The 22,021-nt window shown below is 67.5% G+C and carries 23 protein-coding genes and 2 pseudogenes; 4 read left to right on the forward strand and 21 right to left on the reverse strand.

The window, feature by feature from the left end; translation table 11 throughout:
• Window positions 1–184: 184 nt before the first annotated feature.
• On the forward strand, window positions 185–1,189 hold the full coding sequence (locus DES45_RS20200; RefSeq protein WP_114771952.1) for a sugar-binding transcriptional regulator: 1,005 nt from the start codon (window positions 185–187) through the stop codon (window positions 1,187–1,189).
• A gap of 8 nt (window positions 1,190–1,197) precedes the next feature.
• Here the strand turns inward: DES45_RS20200 and DES45_RS20205 are convergent, their stop codons facing one another.
• The 14 genes from DES45_RS20205 to DES45_RS20270 all read right to left on the reverse strand — a co-directional run bounded on the left by DES45_RS20205 (window position 1,198) and on the right by DES45_RS20270 (window position 14,320).
• Entirely contained in the window at window positions 1,198–1,395 is a 198-nt protein-coding gene (locus tag DES45_RS20205; RefSeq protein ID WP_114771954.1) for a hypothetical protein, read from the reverse strand.
• A gap of 100 nt (window positions 1,396–1,495) precedes the next feature.
• Window positions 1,496–2,563 (reverse strand): ABC transporter ATP-binding protein, encoded by a 1,068-nt coding sequence (locus DES45_RS20210; protein WP_114771955.1) that lies wholly within the window; start codon window positions 2,561–2,563, stop codon window positions 1,496–1,498.
• A 25-nt stretch (window positions 2,564–2,588) separates the two neighbouring features.
• Window positions 2,589–4,193, reverse strand: coding sequence for an FGGY-family carbohydrate kinase (locus DES45_RS20215; protein WP_114771957.1), 1,605 nt, complete (start codon window positions 4,191–4,193; stop codon window positions 2,589–2,591).
• 7 nt (window positions 4,194–4,200) lie between these two features.
• On the reverse strand, window positions 4,201–5,271 hold the full coding sequence (locus tag DES45_RS20220) for a zinc-binding dehydrogenase (RefSeq protein WP_210210243.1): 1,071 nt from the start codon (window positions 5,269–5,271) through the stop codon (window positions 4,201–4,203).
• 89 nt (window positions 5,272–5,360) lie between these two features.
• Window positions 5,361–6,797 carry an FAD-dependent oxidoreductase gene (locus DES45_RS20225; RefSeq protein WP_114771959.1) on the reverse strand — a complete coding sequence of 479 codons (1,437 nt, stop codon included), beginning with the start codon at window positions 6,795–6,797 and terminating at the stop codon, window positions 5,361–5,363.
• A gap of 110 nt (window positions 6,798–6,907) precedes the next feature.
• Window positions 6,908–8,206, reverse strand: coding sequence for an ABC transporter substrate-binding protein (locus DES45_RS20230; protein WP_114771961.1), 1,299 nt, complete (start codon window positions 8,204–8,206; stop codon window positions 6,908–6,910).
• A gap of 27 nt (window positions 8,207–8,233) precedes the next feature.
• A complete protein-coding gene (locus DES45_RS20235) occupies window positions 8,234–9,118 on the reverse strand; it encodes a carbohydrate ABC transporter permease (RefSeq protein WP_245571807.1) in 885 nt (294 codons plus the stop codon).
• Window positions 9,108–9,983, reverse strand: a complete 876-nt coding sequence (locus DES45_RS20240; RefSeq protein WP_114771963.1) for a carbohydrate ABC transporter permease — start codon at window positions 9,981–9,983, stop codon at window positions 9,108–9,110. Before DES45_RS20240 ends, DES45_RS20235 begins: the two co-directional genes overlap by 11 nt.
• 77 nt (window positions 9,984–10,060) lie before the next feature.
• Entirely contained in the window at window positions 10,061–11,131 is a 1,071-nt protein-coding gene (locus DES45_RS20245; RefSeq protein ID WP_114771965.1) for a LacI family DNA-binding transcriptional regulator, read from the reverse strand.
• 424 nt (window positions 11,132–11,555) lie between these two features.
• Window positions 11,556–12,038, reverse strand: a complete 483-nt coding sequence (locus DES45_RS20250) for a nucleoside deaminase (RefSeq protein ID WP_114771967.1) — start codon at window positions 12,036–12,038, stop codon at window positions 11,556–11,558.
• A gap of 22 nt (window positions 12,039–12,060) precedes the next feature.
• Entirely contained in the window at window positions 12,061–12,738 is a 678-nt protein-coding gene (locus DES45_RS20255) for an ankyrin repeat domain-containing protein (protein WP_170151574.1), read from the reverse strand.
• A gap of 21 nt (window positions 12,739–12,759) precedes the next feature.
• Window positions 12,760–13,629: a pseudouridine synthase gene (locus DES45_RS20260; RefSeq protein WP_114771971.1), complete on the reverse strand. Its 870-nt coding sequence runs from the start codon at window positions 13,627–13,629 to the stop codon at window positions 12,760–12,762.
• 8 nt (window positions 13,630–13,637) lie between these two features.
• Window positions 13,638–14,066: a nucleoside diphosphate kinase regulator gene (rnk, locus tag DES45_RS20265; protein ID WP_114772059.1), complete on the reverse strand. Its 429-nt coding sequence runs from the start codon at window positions 14,064–14,066 to the stop codon at window positions 13,638–13,640.
• 35 nt (window positions 14,067–14,101) lie between these two features.
• A complete protein-coding gene (locus DES45_RS20270; RefSeq protein ID WP_114771973.1) occupies window positions 14,102–14,320 on the reverse strand; it encodes a hypothetical protein in 219 nt (72 codons plus the stop codon).
• A 307-nt stretch (window positions 14,321–14,627) separates the two neighbouring features.
• Between DES45_RS20270 and DES45_RS20275 the strand changes: the two genes are divergently transcribed.
• Window positions 14,628–14,894: a DUF2312 domain-containing protein gene (locus tag DES45_RS20275; protein ID WP_114771975.1), complete on the forward strand. Its 267-nt coding sequence runs from the start codon at window positions 14,628–14,630 to the stop codon at window positions 14,892–14,894.
• 10 nt (window positions 14,895–14,904) lie between these two features.
• Here DES45_RS20275 and DES45_RS20280 read toward each other — a convergent pair whose 3' ends face one another.
• The 6 genes and pseudogenes from DES45_RS20280 to DES45_RS20300 all read right to left on the reverse strand — a co-directional run bounded on the left by DES45_RS20280 (window position 14,905) and on the right by DES45_RS20300 (window position 19,384).
• Window positions 14,905–15,579 (reverse strand): DsbA family protein, encoded by a 675-nt coding sequence (locus DES45_RS20280; protein WP_114771977.1) that lies wholly within the window; start codon window positions 15,577–15,579, stop codon window positions 14,905–14,907.
• A 169-nt stretch (window positions 15,580–15,748) separates the two neighbouring features.
• On the reverse strand, window positions 15,749–15,922 hold the full coding sequence (locus tag DES45_RS20285) for a DUF1328 domain-containing protein (protein WP_114771979.1): 174 nt from the start codon (window positions 15,920–15,922) through the stop codon (window positions 15,749–15,751).
• Window positions 15,923–16,063: 141 nt separating this feature from the next.
• Window positions 16,064–16,459 (reverse strand): annotated as a pseudogene (locus DES45_RS25855) (four-helix bundle copper-binding protein); the annotation flags it as partial.
• 294 nt (window positions 16,460–16,753) lie between these two features.
• Window positions 16,754–17,104: pseudogene (locus tag DES45_RS25860) on the reverse strand (hemerythrin domain-containing protein); the annotation flags it as partial.
• A 94-nt stretch (window positions 17,105–17,198) separates the two neighbouring features.
• A complete protein-coding gene (locus DES45_RS20295) occupies window positions 17,199–18,533 on the reverse strand; it encodes a cation:proton antiporter (protein ID WP_114771983.1) in 1,335 nt (444 codons plus the stop codon).
• Between the two features lie 170 nt (window positions 18,534–18,703).
• Window positions 18,704–19,384 carry a nitroreductase family protein gene (locus DES45_RS20300; protein ID WP_114771985.1) on the reverse strand — a complete coding sequence of 227 codons (681 nt, stop codon included), beginning with the start codon at window positions 19,382–19,384 and terminating at the stop codon, window positions 18,704–18,706.
• Between the two features lie 259 nt (window positions 19,385–19,643).
• Between DES45_RS20300 and DES45_RS25255 the strand changes: the two genes are divergently transcribed.
• Together DES45_RS25255 and DES45_RS20305 are read left to right on the forward strand one after the other, a co-directional pair.
• Window positions 19,644–19,781 (forward strand): hypothetical protein, encoded by a 138-nt coding sequence (locus tag DES45_RS25255; RefSeq protein ID WP_170151575.1) that lies wholly within the window; start codon window positions 19,644–19,646, stop codon window positions 19,779–19,781.
• A gap of 94 nt (window positions 19,782–19,875) precedes the next feature.
• A complete protein-coding gene (locus DES45_RS20305; protein WP_114771987.1) occupies window positions 19,876–21,003 on the forward strand; it encodes a mechanosensitive ion channel family protein in 1,128 nt (375 codons plus the stop codon).
• A 245-nt stretch (window positions 21,004–21,248) separates the two neighbouring features.
• Here the strand turns inward: DES45_RS20305 and DES45_RS20310 are convergent, their stop codons facing one another.
• Window positions 21,249–21,461, reverse strand: coding sequence for a DUF6894 family protein (locus DES45_RS20310; RefSeq protein WP_114771990.1), 213 nt, complete (start codon window positions 21,459–21,461; stop codon window positions 21,249–21,251).
• Window positions 21,462–22,021 lie beyond the last annotated feature (560 nt).

The raw sequence follows: 22,021 nt of genomic DNA on the forward strand, positions 1-22,021 counted from the left end.
ATACATTTGAATAGTTTGTATTACATTTGTATGACACTGGCAACGGGATCGGGTGTGCAGCCCCTCGTTCTCACCGGAGGAATTTTGCCGATGACAGGCTCGATATCTTGTTGCGGCGGGACCAAGGCCTTCGCATGATGGGCGCTCGTTTCAGCCTCCGTATCACCGCCTCAATCTCGGTCTCATGATGAACTCGGCAGACAACTCCCTCGAAGCGCGCGTCGCCTGGCTCTACTTCATGGAGGGCATGACCCAGGCCGACATCGCGGAAAAGCTCGGGATGACGCGGCTTCGCGTGAACCGGATGCTCGTGGAGGCGCGCACCAGCGGCCTCGTCAGCATCACGCTCAACTCCCGGTTCGCCACCTGCGTCGAGCTCGAACAGAGCCTCGTCCGGGAGTTCGGCCTGAAAGATGCCGTCATCGTCCCGACGCCGGACGATCCGGATCTCGTTCCTGTTCTGCTCGGGCAGGCGGCGGGCGAGTATCTGTCGAATCTTCTCGAGACGAATCGCGTCAGGGGTCTCGGCATCGGATGGGGCGCGACCCTACGCGAGACCATCCGCAACATGCGTGCGGGTCGCTATCCGGAGCTGTGCGTCAATTCGATGATGGGCGGCCTCACCCATGGGCTGGAGCTCAACACCTTCGAGACCGCGAGCAGCCTCGCCAACCGCCTGAATGCGGAGTGCCAGTATCTGGCGGCGCCGATCTATGCGGGTAGCCCCAAGTCGCGGGACATCATCCTGGCGCAGGACGTGTTCCGCGAAACCTTCGAACGGATCGCCGCCAACGACATCGCCGTGCTCAGCATCGGCGATCTGTCGCTCCGTTCGCTTCTGGTCCGCTACGGCCTGCCGCGCGACGTGACCACGGACGAGTTGGTGGCGCTCGGCGCCGTCGGCGACATCCTCGGGCAGTTCTACGATGCGGACGGACATGTGATCGACCATCCGCTGAACGCGCGCGCCATCGCGCTGCCGCTCGATCAGCTTTCCCGCATTCCGACGGTGGTTCTGGCATCAGGCGGAAAGAACAAGACCCAGGCGGTCGCCGGCGCCCTCAAGGCCGGCCTCGCCTCCGTCGTCATCTGCGACGAGGACACGGCCCGAGCCGCGTGCGAGATGGCGCGGTCCGGCAAGGCGTCACGGCGCCCAGCCCCTAGCCAGCGGCGGCGGAGCAGCCGGTAAGGCCCTCCTCAAGTCTGCGCGGCCTGCTCTCTGCCGGAGCCGGGCTCGCGCCGATCGAGTTGCCGGCTCTGCTTTCTGAGGCGCTTCATCAGCGCGATGGAGGCGAGCATCGTGCGCTCGAGTTGGTTCAATGTTGCACCGGCATCGTAGGCTGCCGTGAGGTTCTTTCGTTCCAGCTTCATTCCGTACTCGGTTCCGTTGCTCATGCGGATCCCCGATCACGGGCATCCACAGGCGAGCTAATCGGCGCAGTTGGGCCGGAATGTGGCGCTACATTGGAACGTCGAAATCGCCGCGCGCCGAACCTCATCCCTTCGGATAGACATGGGCGAGCGCCGGATCGAACGAGAACTCGACGGCGCTGTCGAAGCCGATCTCGATATCCTTGGGAATGACGGCGATCACGCGTTCGGTCGAGGGCGTTTCAAAGCTGACGATCGTTTCCGTGCCGAGCCGCTCGACCAACGAGACCTTGCCCCTGATGCTGCCCTCCCCGTCTCCCGCCGTCGTGCGCGCGAGGTAATGCGGCCTCAGGCCCAGGACCGCCTCCTGGCCGACCGCGAAGCCGCGTCCCCTGACCGGGATGGGAGCGATCGCGTCCGCCGCAACGATGATCCTGTCGCCGTTGACGCCCTGCACCTTCACAGGCAGGAAGTTCATCTTCGGAGAGCCGATGAAGCCGGCGACGAACTTGTTCACCGGTTTCTTGTAGAGCTCGATGGGCGCGCCGATCTGCTGCACCACGCCGCCTTCGAGCACGACGATCTTATCGGCTAGCGTCATCGCCTCGACCTGATCATGCGTGACGTAGATCATCGTCGCGCCGAGGTCGCGGTGGAGTTTCGCCAGCTCCATGCGCATGTCGACGCGGAGCGCCGCATCGAGGTTCGAGAGCGGCTCGTCGAACAGGAAGACGCTCGGCTTGCGCACGATCGCTCGGCCGATCGCCACGCGCTGGCGCTGGCCGCCGGAGAGTTGGCTGGGCTTGCGGTCGAGCAGGTGCTCCATCTGCAGGATGCGCGCCGCCTCACGAACCCGCGCTTCGAGCTCCGCCTTCGGCGTCTTGTTGAGCGACAGGCCGAAGCCCATGTTCTCGAACACCGTCATGTGCGGATAGAGCGCATAGGACTGGAACACCATCGCAATACCGCGCTCGCGCGGCTGGACGTCGTTGCAGAGCCTGTCGTCGATGTAGAGCTCGCCTCCCGAAATCTCCTCCAGCCCCGCGATCATGCGCAGGAGCGTGGACTTGCCGCAGCCCGAGGGGCCGACGAACACGACGAACTTGCCGTCCTTGATGTCGATGTCGACGCCCTTGATGATGTCGACGGCGCCGAAGCTCTTCCTGAGCCCGACCAGATTCAGACCGGCCATGCCACGTCTCCAATCCCAAAATGTCTCAAAGCGAAAAAGCGGTCTTCTGCAGCGCCCCGAAAGCCCTGAAGCGGCGCTCATGCAGATCCGCCGCGTCCCCTGTGGCGGGCCTGTAGCAGTCTCCGGAAGCCGACATCCGCGCCATGGCCTCCTGCAGGCTGCCGCAGGCTCCACTCGCGACGGCGCCGAGCATCGCGGATCCTAAGAGAACCGGATCGCTCTCCCGCGACGCCAGAACCGGGATGCCGGTCGCATCGGCGATCAGCTGCCGGACGAGCGGATGCTCACCTGCGCCTCCGCTGAGCGCGATGGCGTCGATCGCCGCACCGCGCTTGCGGCTTGCCGCGACGATCTGGCGGAGCCCGTAGCCCAGCCCGAGGAGGCCGGCTACGTAAAGCGAAACGAGGCTGCGCAGGTCGCGCTCCATGCCGAGGCCCGCGATCACGCCGCGCGCATGCGGGTTCGCGAACGGCGCCCGGTTGCCGAGGAAATCCGGCACCACGTGAAGGTGCCCTGCGAGATGGGCGGCGTCCGAGAGCGAAGTCGATGCCTTTACCGCCTCATCGGCGAGCCACTCCGGCGGCGACTGTCGCGCTGCGCCCGCTTTCGCGGCCGCCTCCTGCGATGCGGGATGGAGCGCGATCAGGTGGTCGATGGCGGCCCCCGCCGCCGACTGACCGCCCTCGCTCAGCCACAGCCCCGGCACCATGGCGGAATAGTAGGGGCCCCACACGCCCGGGATGAACAGCGGGTCTGTGCTGCTCATCATGGTGCAGGCCGAGGTGCCGAACACATAGGCCATGCGCGTCAGGACCGAGCCGTCGCCGCCCTGCCCTCCGACCGAGCCGACGCCGCCCGCATGCGCGTCGATCAGGCCCGCAGCGACCGGGGTGCCGGGATTGAGCCCGAGCTCGCGCGCGGCTTCGGCGGTGAGCCCTGCGCCCAGCGGCTGGCCGGGATCGACGATCTCGGTGCCGATTCGGGAAAAGCCGTCATCGGCGAGGTCGCCGAGCCCGATTTCCCTGAAATAGCCCGCGTCCCATCGCCTTTCATGGGCCAGGTAGGTCCACTTGCAGGTGACGGTGCAGACCGAGCGCGCGAGGCTTCCCGTCGCCCGCCAGGTTAGGAAATCCGCGAGGTCGAGGAACTGCCAGGCGGACCCGTAGGTCTCCGGCAGGTTCTCCTTGAGCCAGAGCAGCTTCGGCGTCTCCATCTCCGGCGAGATCGTGCCGCCGACATAGCCCAGCACGGAATGGCCGGTGCGGTTGATGCGCTGCGCCTGGCCGAGCGCGCGATGATCCATCCAGACGATGATGTTGCGCTCGGGATCGCCGGATGTCCCGACCGGCAAAGGCGCTCCTCCTGCCCCGAGGACGACGAGCGAGCAGGTGGCGTCGAACCCGATCCCCGCGATGTCGTCCGCCTGGAGGCCGCCGGTCGCGAGCGCCTCGCGGACGCTGGCGCAGACCGCCCGCCAGATGTCGCCGCTCGACTGCTCGGCGATGTCCGGTTCGTCGCGGAAGAGCGCGATGTCGCGCTTCGCCTTGGCGACCATGGCTCCGTCGCGATCGAAGATCCCGGCGCGGGCACTGCCGGTGCCCACGTCGATGCCGATGAAATGCCTGGCCATGGCGGGGTCAGGCTGCGGAGTTGGGTTGGAGCAGCACCTTCACGGCCTCCGGGCGGGCCGAGACCTCCAGGGCCTCGTCCCACTGGTCGAGCGGGTATTTGTGCGTCACGATCCCCTTCGACGTGACTTTGCCGCGCGACAGGAGGTCGATGGCGGTCGGATAGGTGTAGGGCCCGAGATGGGCGCCGCGCAGGTCGAGCTCCTTGCGGTCGCCGATGATCGACCAGTCGGCGCTCGTCTCGCTGCCGAACACGGAGAATTCGACGAAGCGCCCGAGCTTGCGGATCATCTGCAGGCCCTGGGTAACGCCGGCCGGCGCGCCGGTGGCCTCGATATAGACGTCGCAGCCATAGCCGCCGGTGAGCGCCTTGATCTCGGCCACCACGTCCGTCTTGGCCGGGTTGAACACCAGGTCGGCCCCGAATGACTTGGCGATGTCGAGCCGCACCTCCGCCGGATCGATCACGATCAGCTTCTTCGGGGTCTTGCAGGCGGCGACCTGCACCATCATCAGCCCGAGCGGGCCGGCACCTGCGATCACGACCACGTCGTCGAGCTGGATGTCGGCGCGGTTCACCGTGTGGATCGCGCAGGCCAGCGGCTCGATGATCGCGGCGTCCTCCAGCGGTAGGGAGGCCGGGATGCGGTGCACCCGCGCATTGGCTGGGATGCGCATGTACTCGGCCATGCCGCCGTCGGCCACTTCGCGCTGAAAGCCGAAGATGTCGTGCTTCTCGCACATCCAGTAGCGGCCCGAACGGCAATACATGCACTTCTCGCACGGCACGATCTGCTCGGCGATCACCGCGTCGCCCGGCTCCACGCCGAAATGCTCGGCCGCGCCGGGCCCCAGCTCCGCCACATGGCCGAAGAATTCGTGGCCGGCGACGACCGGCGCCTTCACCCACGGATCGCCCCAGAACATCCCGGCGCCCGACCAGCACTTGCGGTCCGACGCGCAGATGCCGCAGGCGGCGATGCGGATGACCATCTCGTTGGGACCGGCCACGGGCCTGTCGATGCTCTCGACGCGATAATCCTTCGGCCCATGGCAAACGATCGCCTTCATCTTGGGCATTGCGGTCTCCTCAATCCGTTGTCAGCTTTTCGTGGTGCGTCCCCTGCCGGCGCGGGCGCGACGAGGCGCCCGCGGCCGAAGGGCCGAAATCACAGCGCCTTCTCGAGCTGCGCCTCAGCCGGCTTCTCCTCGCGCTCGCGCAGGTAGACGCCGTGCTCGAGCTGCTGGCGGCGGATCTCCTCCACGTCGATCTCGGCGGGCGTGCGGTTGCCCCGGACGGAGATCTTCGCGGCGCGGCCGGCGGCCTCGCCCATCGCCATGCAGGTCGCCATGACCCGGATCGCGCCCATCGCTTCATGGGTGGCCGAAATGCTGCGGCCTGCCACGATGAGGTTGCTGACCTTGGTCGGGATGAGCGAGCGGTACGGGATGTCGTAGCAGTCGCCGCACCAGATCAGCGTGCATCCGTCGTCGGCCGGGCGATGGATGTCGATCGGGTAGCTCGCGACCGCGATGGCATCGTCGAAGTGGCGGCAGGAGAGCACGTCCTCCTGGGTCATCACGTACTGGCCCACGATGCGCCGGGTCTCGCGGATGCCGAGGAACGGCGCGGTCTTGGTGAAGTGCGCCTTCTCGAAGCCCGGCACGTAGTTCACCAGATAGGTGACGATGTCGTCGATCTGCTTGCGTCCCTCGATCTCGCCCATGGTCAGGCTCGCGGCGTCCGTCCCGTCGACGCCCTTCACGCGGGTCATGTTGATCCAGACCTCGCCCTGGCGCAGACCCGTGATGATGATCGTACGCTCGTTGGGGATGCGCAGCCCCATCTCCGTCTGCGCCTTGGCGATGAGCTCGCGCAGGCCCACGATGATGAACTGGTGGTTCTGGCCGAAATACTCGGCCGGGATGAAGTCGGTCAGGTAGGTGCGCGCGCCCTTGGGCTGGTCGGCGATGCTCATGCGGAGCTTCTCAGTGTCGACGCCCGCCAGGCAGAACATGAGGGTCGGCGGCTGCATGCCCCCGTTCTCGTTGCCCTTCTCGCAGGGCACGCCCGCGCGGTAGGCCACGTCCGCATCGCCGGTGCAGTCGATGACCACCTTGCCCAGGATGGCGCCGCGGCCGCTCTTGCTCTCGGTGATGACGCCGCGGATCCGGTCGCCATCCATCACGACGCCAGCGCAGAAGGTGTAGAAGCGCACGTCCACGCCGGCCTCGGTCAGCATCTCGAGCGCCACCGTCTTGACCGCCTCGGGCTCGACGAGGGTGATGCCCATGTGGAGCGGGCACGGCCGGTGCTCGCTCGCGCCGCTGCGCTCCTTCAGCCGGTCGATGAACTTCTGCGGCAGGCCCTCGATGATCTGGTTGCCCTTCTGGCCCAGGAAGCCCAGGACCGGCAGGCCGATCGTCATGTTGCCGCCAACGAAGCTGCGGCTCTCGATCAGGCCGACCCGAAGGCCGTCCTCGGCGGCCGCGAGGGCCGAGGTGAGTCCGGCGGGGCCGCCGCCGACCACGAGAACGTCGTACTCGGCGAAAATGGGGGTCGTCCGGGCGGGCTCCTGGATGGAACGGGCTGTCTCAGTCGTCATTGATGTCGTCTCTTTCTGATCGGGACCTTCGCGGTCCCCCGTGGTCCATGGCTGCGGTCATGCCGCGGAATGTCGGGGTCCGGACGGACGTCCGTCCGGACCCGTTTCGGTCAGGCCGGCGGAAGAAGCGGCTTGATGCGGGACGAGATGCTCGCAACGGCCTCGTTGACGGGCTTGCGTCCGAGCACCGCGAGCTGCACCTCCTCGAGGAAGATCGACTGGGCGCGCGCCGCTTCCGGGAAGGGAGGGAAGGCGCCGCGCGCATTCGCCAGCGCGGCGGCCTCCACGGCCGCTACCGGGTTCTTGTCAGCGAAGGACTTGTCCTTGTAGGTCGAGACGCGGACCGGGCCGTTGCCGTTGTTGGCCATGCCGAGCGTCACCCGCTTGCTCGACACCTCGCGGATGAACTTCCACGACAGGTCCTTGTCGCGTGAGTTGGCCGGGATGACCATGCCCCATGCCTCGACGACGGATGCCATCGGGGTCTTGCCCTGGAGCGCCGCCGAGACCGGGAACTCGATCGCCTTGATCTTGCCGGGGAACTTGCTCTGCTCGGGATTGTTGAGCTGCGCGAAGCGCGCGAAGGGCAGCACCGTGAAGGCCGCTCGCCCCTGCTGGAGCCAGGTGACCTGATCGTCGTTCTTGGTGGTGGCGTAGCTGCGGGGCAGCGCGCCGGACTCGAACATGTTCCGGAGAACCGTCAGGCCCTTCTCCATGGCGGCCGGATCCGGAACCAGCTCGAACTTCTTGGTCAGGAAATCGCCCCCGAAGGCGCGGGCGAACATGACCGGGAACACGGCAAGGTCGCTCGCCAGCACCATGCCGGTCACGCGGGTGCCGTTCTTCGACGTGAAGGTCAGCTTCTGCGCCTGCTCCACCAGTTCCTCGAGGGTCTTGGGCGGTGCGGTGATCCCCTGCTCCTCGAGCAGCGCCTCGTTGTAGAACAGGCCCTGCGTGGCGTGCCGGACCGGGATACCGATCAGCTTGCCGTCGACGGTCATGCCCTGCACGAGGCCCGGCGCGATGTCGTCGAAGGCCTCGATCGGCTCCTTCTTCAGGTAGTCGTCGAGGGGCTCGAACATGGCGGCGATCTGGCTCGTCGGCCGGTTGTCCACCATGAAGCCGACGTTGAACTCCGTCGCGTTCAGGCTCGCCTCGCGGAACAGGCGGTCCTGGAGCGGATTGGAGTCGAAGGTGCTCCAGGTGATGTCGGCGTCGTTGGCCGAGCGCCAGTCCTTGAGCAGGTCGCCGTCGCCGGTGCCCAGAACCGTCTGATGGACCTTGTGGCTGAGCACGTTCAGGGTCTTGCCGGCTGCGAAGGACCGCCCGGCCGCAAGGAATGCGGCGCCGCCGAGCGCGGTGCCGAGAAGATGACGCCTCGTGATGTTCACTGGTGACTTGGCTGACATGGTTTCCTCCCTCTTCAGCTCTTTGGACTAGCCTTTGGTCGCACCGGCGGTGAGGCCGGCCACGAGGTATCGGTTCATCAGGACGACGAACAGCAGCACGGGGATCAGCTGGATGGTCGAGGCGGCGAAGAGCACGCCCCAGTCGACGCCGTCGATCGACCCGATCATCTCGGAGATCACGAGCGGCGCCGTCTTGGCCTTGGTGGCCGTGAAGATGAAGGCGAACAGGAACTCGTTCCAGGCAAAGACCACGACGAACACGGCGACCGCGAGGATGCCGGGCGCCGCGAGCGGCACGATGATCCGGCGCAGGGTGACGAGGCGCGTCGCGCCGTCGATCTGGGCGGCCTCGTCGAGCTCGCGCGGGATCTGGTCGATGAAGGTGCGCATCAGCACCGTGCCGAGCGACACGAAGAACGTGGCGTAGAGGACGATCAGCACGATGTGGGTGTCGTTGAGCCCCATGGCGTTGATGATCGGGAAGAGCGGCAACGTCACCACGATGGGCGGGATCAGGCGCACCACGATGAGGAACAGCACGCTGGCATTGAGGAACCGGCTGCTGTAGCGCGAATAGACGTAGCCGGCGCTCGTGCTCGTCGTGATCGCGAGGATCGTCGCCCCGATGGTGATGACCGTGCTGTTGACGAGCCCGTCGAAGAACATTCCCCAGTCGGACCAGAGCTTGCCGTAGTGCTGCAGGGTCGGCGTGAAGACGAATTTCGGCGGCACCGCGAAGATGTCCTGCCCCGGCTTGAAGGCCGACATGGCGATGAAGGCGATCGGGAACAGCGACCAGACCAGGATCGCGCCGACCGCGACGGCCTTGCCGAGCCCGATGGCAAGCCTGTCGGCGCGCAGTGCCGGACGCTTGGCGACCTTCCTGGTGCGCATGGTGGGGTTAGTGTGCATTGCCGACCACCTGCTTGCGGAGAAGGAAGACGTAGCCCGCGGCGAGGAGCAGCGACGCAACCACCATGATCCAGGCGGTGGCGGCCGCCGTGCCGAAGGCGTTGAACCGGAAGGCCTCCTGGTAGAGGTAGACCGCGACGACCTCCGTCGAGCGGGCCGGTCCGCCCTGGGTCATCAGCCAGACCTCGGAGAAGATGCGGAAGGCGAAGATGTAGCGGAACAGGAGCGCCACCACGATCGCCGGGCCGAGCAGCGGCATCGTCACCCGCCGGAACGCGTCGAAGGCGGTGGCGCCGTCGATGCGGGCGGCCTCGTAGAGGTCCTTGGGGATCGCGAGCCGGGCGGCGTAGAGGATGATGAACGTGAACGGAAGATGCAGCCAGATCGTCAGGAGCCCGATCATGACGAGGGCGTGCGACGGCTCGAAGGACCAGTCGAGCGTCGGAAGGCCGAGCGATGCCAGGGCGATGGTGACCGGGCCCACATCGGGATCGAACAGGAACCGCCACATCGCGACCGCGATCACCTCGCTCACCGCGTAGGGAGCCAGGACCGCCACCAGCAGGATACGCCGGAACGGCAGGCCGCTGGCGAACAGGAGCGCCATCGCCAGCCCGAGGGCCAGCTCGAGATGGACCGCGAAGACCACGATCAGGACCGTGTTCCACAGGGCGTGCAGGAAAGCCGGGTCCGTCAGCGTGCGGACATAGTTGTCGAGGCCCACGAAGGTCGGAGACTGCCCGAAGGTCGAGGCGTTCAGGCTCAGCCACACCACATACAGCGACGGGATGACGATGACGCTGAGGATCAGAATCTGGACAGGCGCCAGAAACGGCACGGCCTGGGCGATGGTCTTCAAACGCAAAATGCTCCTCCCGTTCGAGCGGTTGCCGCCCGGCGCGTTCTTCCGCGACGCCTGGGCGTTGGTGGTCTTCGTGTCTCCTACGTCGTGTCCAGGGCCGGATCGGCGGCAGCCTCCTTCGATGATGCGGCCGTGATGCGTGGGCCGGCCCTGCGCACGGAGGCGCGGTCCTGGAGGCTCGCATGCAGGATGGTCGGGTGGGACGGGGACGCGTCGCCCGCCATGCGCAGCTTCAGCCGCTCCCAGGCGGCGCCGGCGATCTCGTCGACGGGCTGGCGTATGGCCGTGAGCGGCGTCTTGCGCGCGCTCATCCAGGGATAGTCGTCGAATGCGATGAGCGAGACCTTTTCGGGAACGTCGATGCGGCGCCGGGCGAGAGCCGCCAGCACGGCTAGGGTCGTGACGTTCGTCAGCGCCAGCACGGCCGACGGCAGCGGATTGCACCCGAGCCAGTCGGAAAAGACCTCTCCGCCGCGCTCGGCATTCGCGCCGACCTCGACGGCGACGGGATCGCGCGCGCCACGCTCACGCGCGGCCGCCGTGGCGCCCCTGATCCGGTCCCGGATCGGCGCGATGCCGAGATGGGAGGCCGCGAGCGCGATTTCGGCGTGGCCCATGTCGAGCAGGTGGCGAACCGCGATGGCGCCGGCCTCGAAATTGTCGATGGTCACGGTGTCGGCCACGGGCGAGTCCGCGATCACCCGGTCGACCAGCACCATGGGAAGGCGGCCGGCCTCGCGCTTGAGGATCGCCGGAACCTTGTCGGAACAAGGGACCGCGATGATGCCGGAGGGCCGCCAGCCGAGAAGCGTCTGGAGGCGCGATTCCTCCAGCTCCCGCTCGTCGCGGGAACTGGCGACGATCACGTCGAAGCCGTCCCGGCGCGCCATCACCTCCAGCCGCGAGATCAGCGAGGTGAAGAAGGTGTCGTCGAGGTCGGGCACCAGCACTCCGACAACCTGGGCCCGCCCCGACCGCAGCTGCGAGGCGGCGCGGTCGACCTGGTAGGACAGCTCCCTGGCGGCCTTCTCGACCTTCGCCTTGAGGTCCGCATTGACCGGTTTGCGCCCGCTGAAGACGTTCGACACCGTCGCGATCGACACCCCTGCCCGGGTGGCGACCTCCTTCAGCGTGGCTCTCTTGCGGTTCATCGCGGCTCGTCGAGTTAAACGTTTAACTGTAAAACGTTTAACAGCTGCCGCAACGGCAGGCAAGTGGGGATCATCCGATATTGCTGGAATCGAAGTGGGCGGCCGGAACAGAGGGGCCGAAAAAGGAAAAGCCCAGGCTCCGGGGCGAACGGGCGGGATGCCTTCGCATCTCCTGCCGCGCACACTACGGGCCTGGGCTGATTGGCTACCAGACGGGCGCTCGCATCGTCAGGCAAGCGCTGGATCGGACCGGGCCGGATTACATCCGTCCTGACACGGCCCCAACGAGGCGCGCGGTGACGCCCGCCGCTCTCGAAGTCCACAACAATGTCCGCTGGGATGAACCCGATATGGGCGGTGGCTCCGCGATTCGCAAGAGGCTCGCGAAATTTTCTTTCGCCATTTTGACGCAGCCGCGCCGCACCTATCCCGATTGCTTCCCAAGCCTGGCCGTAACGCTCCGCCAGAGCTCGTAGAGATCGTCGCCTTCCGGGCGCACCGGCCGGTACTCGGCCTTCAGCGACTGCTCCGCCAGGGGCTTGGCCATCTCGGCGTAGACGTCGGCTCTCGACAGGCCGAAGGGCTCGGCATCCTGGCTGGAATACGCGAAGGCGACTTCACGGATGCCGGTCAGGTGCATCGCCGCGAGGCACATCGGGCAGGGCTGGCCGCTGGCGTAGATCGCGCAGCCGTCGAGACGGGCAGACCCGAGGGCACGGCTCGCAGCCCGGATGGCCTGGAGCTCGGCATGGGCGGTCGGGTCATGGGTCGCAACGACGTCGTTGACCCCGGTGGCGACTACCTCGCCGTCCTTGACGACGACAGCGCCGAAGGGGCGCCCTCCCTGCCGGACGTTCTCGCGGGCGAGCTCGATCGCTTCGCACAGGAAGCGCTCGGATGTCTGCATGTGTCTCTCCTCCCCTTCCGGCTCAGCGACCGCCCTTGACTGCGAGAAGTCGCTCCATTTCGCGATACCCGCGCTGGCGCGCGTGCTGCAGCGGCGTGACGCCGTCGCGATCCGCCAAGTTCGGGTCCGCCCCCGCGTCGAGCAGGAGACGCACGATCTCGGCATGCCGCTCGCCGCCCTTGCCGAGGATGATCGCCTCGAGCAGCGCGGTCCAGCCCAGCCGGTTGACGTGATCCACGTCGACCCCGGCCTCGATCAGCGTGCGCACGGCCTCCACATGCCCGCGTTCGGCGGCCGGGATGAGCGCCGTGCCGCCATAGCGGTTGGTGCTCTTGAGGTCGGCCCCGTGCGCCAGGGTGAGGCGCAGGATCTCCAGGTAGCCCCTGGCGCCTGAGAGCAGGTACGGGCTGTCCTGGATCTCGTCCTTCGCGTTCACGTCGGCCCCGGCCGCGATCAGGACCTGCGCGGCCGCAACGTGATTCTCCTGCACGGCCGCCATGAGAGCCGTCCGACCGCGCGGATCCCGCGCCTCGAGATCGGCACCGTCGCCCAAGGCGCGCCGGACCGCCTGCGCATCGTTCGCCTCGGCCGCCGCCATGAGCGAGCGGTCGAGCGGAGACATGGCATGGACTTGGCCGGAAACGGACAGGCTAGCCATGAGCAGGACTGCCAGAAGCGTGCGGCGGGTGGTCGGTGTCATGGGCATCCATCCGGCATTCCTTCACTCTCTCGGCGCATGAATATCGGGCGAGACGCGCCCGCGGGAACGGCCGGTCACCCGATCGTGTTTGCGCGACGCCGTGACGGGCGGTCCCGGCGGGGCGACATCCAGCATCGCCTTCTCGGCCGGCGTGAGCGGCCGCACGGCTCCCTTCGGCAGGTCCCCAAGGGCAAGCCCGCCGACATTCACCCGCACCAGCCGCAGCACCTCCGCGCCAATCGCATCGAGGAGGCGGCGGATCTGGCGATTGCGTCCCTCCGTGAGGACGACCTCGAGCCAGACGTTGCGCCTCCCCTCCCGGATGATGCGCGCCTCCTTCGCGCTCAGGCGCTCCCCGTCCAGCATCATCCCGGCCTTCATCCTGTCCAGCATGTGCGGCTCGGGCACGCGGTCGATCTGCACGTGGTAGGTCTTGCCGACGTTCGAGGCGGGATCGAGAAGGCGTTGCGCCCAACGGGTGTCGTTGGTCATGAGCAGCAGCCCTTCGCTCGCCTTGTCGAGACGGCCGACGGGCACGACGAACGGCAGGTCGAGACCCGCCAGGCAATCGTAGACCGTCGCCCGCTCCTGCGGGTCGTCACGCGTCGTGACGAGGCCACGCGGCTTGTTGAGCATCAGGTAGACCCTGCGCCCGGCCGTCACGGCCTCGCCATCGACACTGATGCGGGCGCGCGCCGGATCGACACGCGCCGCCGGGTTGCGCACGATGCGTCCGTCCACGCGCACGCGACCGTCGGCGATCAGTTCCTCGGCCTGCGTGCGGGAGCAGAATCCCAGCTTCGACAGGGCCCGGGGCAGGCTCACCACGGCGCCGTCGGGGCGGCGCTGGCCGCCCGGGGACCGCGCCCGCGATCGTGGCGGAGGTTCCATGAGGCGGCCTATGCGCTCACAGGGTCCGCAGCAGCGGGCTCACGGACCTGCAGCACCGTGAGGCGCTTCGACTCGCCGTTGCGCGTGATCCAGTCGATCGACTTGCCGACGGGCAGCCCGATGAGCGCCGTGCCGATGGGGGTCAGCACCGAGATCCGCCCCTGCGAGATGTCCGCCTCGTTCGGGTAGACGAGCGTTACCGTCTGCACCTTCCCGGTCACGTCGTCGCGGAAGTCGACCTCGCATCCCATCACGACCGTGTCGGAGGGGCGCCGGCCGGCCGGGAGGACGTGCGCCCTGTCGAGTTCCTCGGCCAGCGCCGCCGCGACATCCGGCATGGTGCCGGAAGCCGCATCGGCAAGCGCCGACAGCCTGTTGTGCTCGGCGGCCGCCAAGACAATGCGCGGCTTCGCGCCGCCGCTCGTTCGCTTCGTCATCTCAAATTCTCCTATGCTGTCGATGACCGGCGGCTTCAGGCCGCGCACGGTCCGGGATCGTCGCCGTCGTCGGGCGGCGGAGCGGGCTCCATCTGCGGTGCGGGGCGCGGCGTCAGCCGGATGACGTTCCCGCCTGACGGGTCCTCATCCCGCGGATGGGGACCGGCCGGCGGATCGTCGGGCGATGGCTGCACGCCTTGCGCGCCATCGCGCCCCGCAAGGCGGAGCTTGAAATCGAAGAGATGTGAAAGCATGTCGCCGCCCGGAATGCGTCAGCATCCGGCCTCAAGATGTCCGATTGTTCTGGTATCTTGGAACGCCCCGAGCCCGGGACGCAGCGCGTCGAGCCCGGGGCTACTTGCCCGCGATGAGGTTGCCTGCGCGATGCAGGCCGCGACGATGGTACGTATGGCTCAACATGATGCGATCAGCCTCCTACACATCCCGTTCTTTGTCAAATCGGCGCAGCCGGCGAGGTGCGACATTGCGCCTTCGCCCGGTTAACCCCGCGCTTACCCGGCCGGCCGATAGTGCCCGCCCACACAAGCAAAAGGAGACACCATGAGCGACACGGTTGGAATCCCGGGCGATCGGATCCGCTCGTTCGTGGAGCGCATCGAGCAGATCGAGAGCGAGCTCAAGGACCTGAACGAGGCCAAGAAGGAGATCTTCTCCGAGGCCAAGGGCGAAGGCTTCGACGTGAAGGTGCTCAAGGAGATCATCAAGCTGCGCAAGCAGGACCAGGACGAGCGCGACGAGCACGAGAGCCTGCTCGACGTCTACATGCGGGCCATGGACGAGGCCGGCCCGACGGCTCAGGCCGCCTGATACGGGATCATCATGGGGGCGGAGGCTGCGCCGGTCCGCCCCCGTCGCCCGAGCGGCCGATCATCTCCATCCACCGTTCGAGCGGCGGAAGGATGCGCTCTGCCGGCTGATAGCCCAGCGTCACGACGCTGTACTCGTTTCCCTCGCCCATGCCCGCGAGAAGGCTTGGGAAGCCTCTGATTCCCGCCTGTTGGGAAAGGGCGAAATCCTGCCAGGTCTCGTCCCGCACCTCGCTGCTGCGGAACGCCTCCAGGAAGGCGGCGCGCTCAAGCCCGTGTGTCGCGGCGACCGACGCCAGGACGGCTTCGTCCGTCACGTCCCGGTTCTGCGCATAGAAGGCCCGATGCAGGTCCTCGAGCAGGTCGAGCGCCGTCTCCATGCTCCTGCGACGGGCCACCACGGCCTTGGCGGCCGGCTCGGTGTCGTAGACGAAATTCCCGCGCTCGAAGAACGCGAAGTCGAACGGCTGGTGCGACGCCTCATGCACATGCTCCCAATGTTCGCGCGTCGTGCGCCTCGCATTCTCATCCATTGGTTTCACCGTGCCGGGACGCAGGCCGCCCATCACCAGCCTGATCGGCAGCGCCGCCCCGAAACGCGCCCGGATGGCGTCGATCACGGGCGAGAAGCCCCAGCACCAGGAGCACATCGGATCGGCGATGTAGATGAGATTCGGACCTGCCATCGGAGCCTCCAGGCTCCTCTTCTACCGCGAGCCCTTATCCCGCCGCAAATGGCGGCGGGAGCGACCCGCGCGATCGCATCGCGCCCGAGCGAGGCACCGGTCGCCCGTGCGCCGCCTCAAGAGTGGCGCACCGGACCCAGACGTGCAGATCCACTCCGGGTCCGGTGCACTAGAATAGCGTCTCGCCGGCGATCAGCCCCATGATCAGGAAGATCACGAAGACGGCGACCGCGATGAAGAACAGCCACTTGGCGATCGTCGCCGCGCCGGCTGCGATGCCGGTGAAGCCGAGAAGCCCCGCGACGATCGCAACGATGAAGAAGATCAACGCCCATTTCAGCATCGTCCGCTCTCCATTACCTGTCAGTCACATGCTCGCTCATCGGCGGCGACCCGCATTCTCCTAGCGCCAGCCGGCGGCGGAAGGCCGCGTCTCGCTCCGGGGACGCTCGTAAGCCGCCTGCGTGCCGGCGACGCCCGCCCCCATGCTCCGGAGCGCCTCGTGGCAGGCCCGCTCGCACCGGCGGCATGCATTCGCGCAGATGCGGCAATGCTCGTGCATTCCCGCGTGGCGCTCGCATTCCTCGGCGCAGAGCCGGCACGCCGTGGCGCAGGCTTCCAGCATGCGCCGAATCACGGCCTCGTTCGACCCGGTGCGCCGCGTCGCGATCGAGCCGGTCGCCGCGCAGATATTGGCGCAGTCCATGTCGAGACGGATGCACTGAATGAGCTGCTGCACCATCGGCTCGGCCGCGCAGGCGTCGGCGCAGGACGTGCAGGCCTGCGCGCAGGAATAGCACTCCTCGATGCAGCGGATGAGCGCATCGTTGGTGCTGCCCCTCACGTCCGGGTGGGAGCCGACCATCGCCCCGGCACGCATGCCGCCTCGTCCGGCGAACGTGCCCGCCGGTTGGAAGCGGCGGAAGCCGGCGTGGCGGGTGCGGCCCTGGCTCTCGCCGTAGCGCTGCCAGAGAAAGGCTGCGGCACCGACCGCCGCAATGCCGGCCAGTGCGCCGAGCACGGTGCTGTTGGAGAGCCCGTAGCGCGCGGGCACGAGCGTCTCGGGCACGTGCCACCGTCGGGCCTCGATGGCAGCGATCTTCTCGCGCTCGAAGGCGCGCCGCAGCGTCTCGTGATCCTCGGGCGCGACCACGCCGCGCGCCATGGTCATCACGCCACCCTCCTCCAGGGTGAAGAGGTGGCTGATGTCGCTGACGGTATCCCTGAAATCGTAAGCCCAGCGGTGCCCGCTCTTGTTGGGCATGGCCGCGAGGGCGTCCATGCGCCGGCGGATCCCCTGCTGCTCGCGCCGCAACTCGGGGAGATAGCCGCGCGTGCGGTCGTCCCGCTCGAGGACCGGGTAGAGAACGCGCTCCTTCGCCCGGATATGCCGCTCCAGCTCCACGTCAAGCTCCGCGAACAGGCGCGCGCGGCTGTTGGGACCGGTTCCGGTCGCCCGCAGCACCTCGCGACAAAGCTCTCTGATGTTCGCGTAATCGGCCCGCACCATCTGCCACAGGTCCATCGCGTGGCTCCTTTCGGTTTGCTGCCCGGCCGGAGAACGACAGGAGCGTCAAAGGGGTTCCTGCGGCAAGCGACCCTACCCATTGGGAACTGTGCTATTCGCCGCCGGCGACGGCGTCCATGGCGCGCCTTGGGGACCCGGGATCGTGCACGACGCCGTCCCCCGCCTCCTCGGTGACCGGCGCGCCGGTGAAATGCGCCACCACCGTCCTCAATGTCAGACCCTGCACCACGATGGTGAACACGACCACCGCGTAGGTTGCAGCGAGCAGGGCTGGCTTTTCCGGCACGTCGGGCAGCGAGAGGGCGAGCGCGATGGAGATGCCGCCCCGCAGGCCGCCCCAGGTCAGCACCGGGATGGTGCCTGCCGCGAAGCTCTGGCGCGCCCGCAGGAGCGTGACCGGAATCGCGACGGCAAGGAAGCGAGCGAGGAGAACGAGCGGAATGCTCGACAGGCTGAGCCACGCGAAGGCCGGATCGAAGCCGACGACCAGCACCTCGAGTCCGATCAGCAGGAACAGCACGGAATTGAGGATCTCGTCCACGAGCTGCCAGAAGCCGAAGACGTACCTTTGAGTCAGGTCGCTCATGGCATCCTGCGGCCCCCGGTTGCCGATCAGGATCCCCGCCACCACGACCGCGATGGGGCCGCTCATGTGGAACTTCGCCGCCCCCGCATAGGTGCCGGCCGCAACCGCCAGGGAGATCAGGGTCTCGAGCGGGTAGCTGTCGATCGCGCGCATCGCCCGGTAGGCGACGTATCCCGTCGCGAGCCCCAGCACGGCGCCGCCGAGCGCCTCGACGAAGAAGAGCTTGGCGATATGACTCGCATCGGCTCCGCCCTCCCCTGCCCCCGTCGCGACTGCGAGCAGGACCGTGAACACCACCACGCCGACGCCGTCGTTGAACAGGGATTCGCCCGACATGTCCGCCTCGAGCGCCTCCGGCACCCTCACGGACTTGAGCGTGCTCAGCACCGCCACCGGGTCGGTGGGGCTGATGAGCGCCCCGAAGACGAGCGCCCAGGCGAGCGGAAGCTCCACTCCCAGCGCCCCCGAGATCCGCCACAGCCCGACGCCGACGATCACGGTCGAGATCGCCACGCCCGCCGTCGCCATGACGCCGACCGGCCAGGCCCGGCGCTTCAGCAGCGAGAAGTCCACGTGCAGGGCCCCGGCGAAGAGGAGGAAGGCCAGGAGCCCATTGAGCACGGTCGCCTGGAAGTCGATCTGGCGCAGCAGGACCGTCAGGTCCTCGTAGAGGCGGACCTCTGGATGCGCGATCTCGATGCCGATCAGGACGAGCGACGCCAGCAGCCCCATGAGCAGCAGGCCGATTGTGTGCGGCAGCCGGATGACCACATGATTGACCCAGCCGAAGGCCGCGGTCAGAACGAGGAGAACGGCGATCAGATCGAAGATCGAGAGCATCGGACCTCATGTGCTGCCGCGCCTCTCGAGGCGGGAGCGGAGCCCTCCAGGTCCCAGTCCCGTCGATCCGCCGAGGTCCTGCCCCGAAAGAGCCGGCATGCACGTTAACCGGACGATCAGCGCCATGTTCCTGAGCGCGGCCGAGCTTGCCCGGGACCTTCCATACGTTCTCAGAGGAAGGTCGCGATGTCCTCGAGCGGACGCTTCTCCAGGGCGTGAGCGGGAATCGTCGCGTCCTCGGCCGGGTAGCCGACGACCATGAGCAGGTAGGCCTTGTCGCTCTCCGGCCTGCCGCAGATCCGATTGAGGAAACCCATGGGATTGGGCGTGTGCGTCAGCGCTGCGAGGCCCGCATGGTGGATGGCGGCGATCAGGAATCCCGCCGCGATGGAGACCGATTCCGGTACGTAGTAATTCTTGCGCAGCTGCCCGTCCGCGCTGCGGCTCCTGCGCTCGCCGAAGATGCAGATCAGCCATGGAGCCGTTTCGAGGAACGGCTTGTTCGGGTCCGTGCCGAGGGGCCTGAGCGCCGCGAGCCATTCCTCCCCGGCGCGGCCGCTGTAGAAGGCGCTCTCCTCCTCCTCGGCGGCCATGCGGATCTTCCGCTTGATCTCCGGATCGCCGATCACCGTGAAGTGCCACGGCTGATGGTTCGCGCCGTTCGGCGCGGTTCCTGCCGCGAGAAGGCAGGACTCGATGATGTCGCGGGGCACGGGCCGCGGCGAGAACTCCCGCACCGTATGGCGTTTGCGGATCTCCTCGTAGAACGATTTCGCGCGCCGGCGCATCTCCTCGACCGGGAGTTCATGGAAATCCGGCAGAGGAATCGGGCGGTAGTCGGTGGTGAGCATCGGGAAGAGCCTGTTTGCGCCTGTGGTCGGCCGGGGCGAACACTCTACCGAGGCGCGACGCCGCCGCAAGCGGGAGCGTGAGGGCGGGAGGCGGATCAACGCCATGTGCCCGCGACATGCCCCGCATGCCCGTGTCCGGACGGTCCCGTCGCAACCTCCCGGCCACTGAGGCGTTCACCCGGAAGGTGGATGACATCCTCCGTCCGGCGCCTGCGGCGCTACTCAGACGCTCACCTCCAGCAGCATGTCGGAGTATTCCATGGACCATGTCACACACGAGGCCGCGGTGGAGCCCCGCGCGATCCCCGAAGCGAAAGCTCCCCTTGCCGGGCGGCGCTCCCGCGCCGATGCGCCTGCGGTCTCCACGCTCCCGCCGTCCGCGCCTCCCGCCTGCTGACCCCATCCGAGCGCGCTGACCGGATGCCCGAGGGCAGACGCCCCGGCATCGCGCGCCTTGCCGCGAGCATACGATCCCAGGAGAAGACCGGCGCATGAATCTCGACACTCTCTCGGCCCTCGACTTCGAGCGGGCCATCGCCGTGCTGCCGCCCGGGGTCGCGAGCCTTCTGGTCCTCGCGACCGCGATCTGTATCGGCTTCATCGTTCATCGCCTCGCCTTCCGGTTCCTCTCGCACCTTGTCGCGGGGCGTGACCTGTTCTGGCGCTCGCTCGTGTCGCGCTCGCGCCGCCCGCTGCGGCTGGCGGTCATGATCGTGGCCGTCGGGACGGCAGGCACCCTGGCGCCGTTGAGCCGAGGCCAGGCGGGCGCCCTCGGCCACGTCCTGCTGATCTGCTTCATCGCGCTCTCCGCCTGGGTCGCGCGCACCGCGCTGCACATCTGGACGACCGTCTATCTCCGTCGCTTCAAGCTCGACGCGGAGGACAACCTGCTCGCCCGCAAGCACGCGACGCAGACCCGCATCCTCGGCTGGGTGGCGAACGTCCTGATCGTCACGGTCGCGTTCGCCGCCGTCATGATGACCTTCGAGGGCGTGCGCCAGTACGGCGTCAGCCTCCTGGCCTCCGCCGGCGCGGCCGGCCTCGTGGCCGGTTTCGCGCTGCAGCCGTTGCTGAAGAACCTGTTCGCAGGAATCCAGCTCGCCGTTACCCAGCCGATCCGGCTCGACGACGCGGTGCTGGTCGAGGGCGAATGGGGCAACGTGGAGGAGATCACCTCGACCTACGTGGTGGTCCGGGTGTGGGACCTGCGCCGCCTCATCCTGCCGCTGAGCTACTTCATGGAGCACCCGTTCCAGAACTGGACGCGCGAGAGCGCATCCCTCATCGGCTCCGTCATGATCTATCTCGACTACGGGGTTCCGATCGAGGTGCTGCGCGGCAAGGTGAAGGAGATCGCCGCCGCCTCGCCGCTCTGGGACCGCAAGGTGGTAGCCGTGCAGGTGACGGACTTCAAGCAGGACGTGATGGAGGTGCGCATCCTCGTGAGCGCGTCCAATTCCGGCCGCGCCTTCGACCTGCGCTGCGAGGTGCGCGAGAAGCTCGCGGCCTTCCTGCAGGCGGAATACCCCCACGCCCTGCCGCGCCGGCGGATGGATCTCGTAGGCGTGCCCGATGCCGTGGCCGGGAAGGCCCTAGCGCGCCGCTCGGAAGCTGCGTGAGGGCTGCGTCTGGTCATGCGAAGCGCCGCCGGAATGCTCCGGCGGATCGAAGCACGCGGCCTCATTATGCGGAAGGTAAACCGAACCCGCATCCGACGAATTGGCTGTCGCCCTCGTGTCGATCACGCGCGTTGAACACGAGGGCGGCATGAGGGTTATGAAAATGCGTAGGCGCTCGACGCGCTGCACGACCTGCCTCAGCATTCGTAAGAGTGGACACCACGGCTATAGCCACGGATCCGGGCTCACAAATCCGAGAGGCGGATCGTGGTCACCTCCTGGCTTCCCGTGACCACGTGCAGCTCCGCGTCCCGCCAGTGCTGACCGCATGCGCTCAGAAGGTGCCGCGCCACGTCGCGCGCCTGATTCCGCGCGGCCGCGGGACCCGGTAGCTCGCGTCCGAACCGGTCCGGGACGATCTCGCCCGCGAACCTGATGTGGAAGTAGTACCTCGGCATTGGCGCCTCCGCCTGCGTACCGCAGCCTCAGAAGAAACCGCCTGCCGTCTCGATTCCTTGATTTTGGTCGGTGCGCCCCCGATGGGAGCGCGAAGGTGGTCGTCGACACGGATGCCAGGACGCGGACCGGCCCGTGCTCAGCGCCCGTGCGGACGGACCTCGTCGCCCACACGGGACGCATGAATGGTCCGCCGACGGATTTCCCCGTCGAGCAGGGTCGGACATGGCGAAAGTCCGATCGCCTCGCGCCCCGGGGCTCGGTCTCGAAGGCCGAAGGAATGGTCGAACCGGCGACGATGATATGATCTCCCGGCGCAGACTTTCGTGCCCTCCGCATGCTCGGGCCGATGCACGCAGATGCCGGTCCGAGGATCGTCGTTCGGATCGTCGAACATGCATGCGAGCGCGCAGGCGAGTTCCGCCTCCCTTTCGTTCAGTGCATGCAGGCGAGCGATTTCGGCGCATGTCCGCTCCGCGGAAAAGCTGGGCTGCTCGGGAGTCATGATGCACCTTTACGGGTGAATCTCCGACCGACGTTTCGGCACTGGACACAAGATCGG

Origin of the sequence: Microvirga subterranea (assembly GCF_003350535.1) — a bacterium.
In the GTDB taxonomy this organism is placed as follows: Bacteria; Pseudomonadota; Alphaproteobacteria; order Rhizobiales; family Beijerinckiaceae; genus Microvirga; species Microvirga subterranea.

Excerpts from the sequence above, each read along its gene's own strand:
- DES45_RS20200 (WP_114771952.1), top strand. The coding sequence starts at position 185 with ATGATGAACTCGGCAGACAACTCCCTCGAAGCGCGCGTCGCCTGGCTC.
- DES45_RS20305 (WP_114771987.1), top strand. The coding sequence starts at position 19,876 with ATGAATCTCGACACTCTCTCGGCCCTCGACTTCGAGCGGGCCATCGCC.
- DES45_RS20275 (WP_114771975.1), top strand. The coding sequence starts at position 14,628 with ATGAGCGACACGGTTGGAATCCCGGGCGATCGGATCCGCTCGTTCGTG.
- DES45_RS20280 (WP_114771977.1), bottom strand. The coding sequence starts at position 15,579 with ATGGCAGGTCCGAATCTCATCTACATCGCCGATCCGATGTGCTCCTGG.
- DES45_RS20285 (WP_114771979.1), bottom strand. The coding sequence starts at position 15,922 with ATGCTGAAATGGGCGTTGATCTTCTTCATCGTTGCGATCGTCGCGGGG.
- DES45_RS20215 (WP_114771957.1), bottom strand. The coding sequence starts at position 4,193 with ATGGCCAGGCATTTCATCGGCATCGACGTGGGCACCGGCAGTGCCCGC.
- DES45_RS20260 (WP_114771971.1), bottom strand. The coding sequence starts at position 13,629 with ATGGAACCTCCGCCACGATCGCGGGCGCGGTCCCCGGGCGGCCAGCGC.
- DES45_RS20210 (WP_114771955.1), bottom strand. The coding sequence starts at position 2,563 with ATGGCCGGTCTGAATCTGGTCGGGCTCAGGAAGAGCTTCGGCGCCGTC.
- DES45_RS20235 (WP_245571807.1), bottom strand. The coding sequence starts at position 9,118 with ATGCACACTAACCCCACCATGCGCACCAGGAAGGTCGCCAAGCGTCCG.
- DES45_RS25255 (WP_170151575.1), top strand. The coding sequence starts at position 19,644 with ATGGACCATGTCACACACGAGGCCGCGGTGGAGCCCCGCGCGATCCCC.
- rnk (WP_114772059.1), bottom strand. The coding sequence starts at position 14,066 with ATGACGAAGCGAACGAGCGGCGGCGCGAAGCCGCGCATTGTCTTGGCG.
- DES45_RS20205 (WP_114771954.1), bottom strand. The coding sequence starts at position 1,395 with ATGAGCAACGGAACCGAGTACGGAATGAAGCTGGAACGAAAGAACCTC.
- DES45_RS20270 (WP_114771973.1), bottom strand. The coding sequence starts at position 14,320 with ATGCTTTCACATCTCTTCGATTTCAAGCTCCGCCTTGCGGGGCGCGAT.
- DES45_RS20250 (WP_114771967.1), bottom strand. The coding sequence starts at position 12,038 with ATGCAGACATCCGAGCGCTTCCTGTGCGAAGCGATCGAGCTCGCCCGC.
- DES45_RS20220 (WP_210210243.1), bottom strand. The coding sequence starts at position 5,271 with ATGCCCAAGATGAAGGCGATCGTTTGCCATGGGCCGAAGGATTATCGC.
- DES45_RS20255 (WP_170151574.1), bottom strand. The coding sequence starts at position 12,738 with ATGACACCGACCACCCGCCGCACGCTTCTGGCAGTCCTGCTCATGGCT.
- DES45_RS20245 (WP_114771965.1), bottom strand. The coding sequence starts at position 11,131 with ATGAACCGCAAGAGAGCCACGCTGAAGGAGGTCGCCACCCGGGCAGGG.
- DES45_RS20225 (WP_114771959.1), bottom strand. The coding sequence starts at position 6,797 with ATGACGACTGAGACAGCCCGTTCCATCCAGGAGCCCGCCCGGACGACC.
- DES45_RS20230 (WP_114771961.1), bottom strand. The coding sequence starts at position 8,206 with ATGTCAGCCAAGTCACCAGTGAACATCACGAGGCGTCATCTTCTCGGC.
- DES45_RS20300 (WP_114771985.1), bottom strand. The coding sequence starts at position 19,384 with ATGCTCACCACCGACTACCGCCCGATTCCTCTGCCGGATTTCCATGAA.
- DES45_RS20295 (WP_114771983.1), bottom strand. The coding sequence starts at position 18,533 with ATGCTCTCGATCTTCGATCTGATCGCCGTTCTCCTCGTTCTGACCGCG.
- DES45_RS20310 (WP_114771990.1), bottom strand. The coding sequence starts at position 21,461 with ATGCCGAGGTACTACTTCCACATCAGGTTCGCGGGCGAGATCGTCCCG.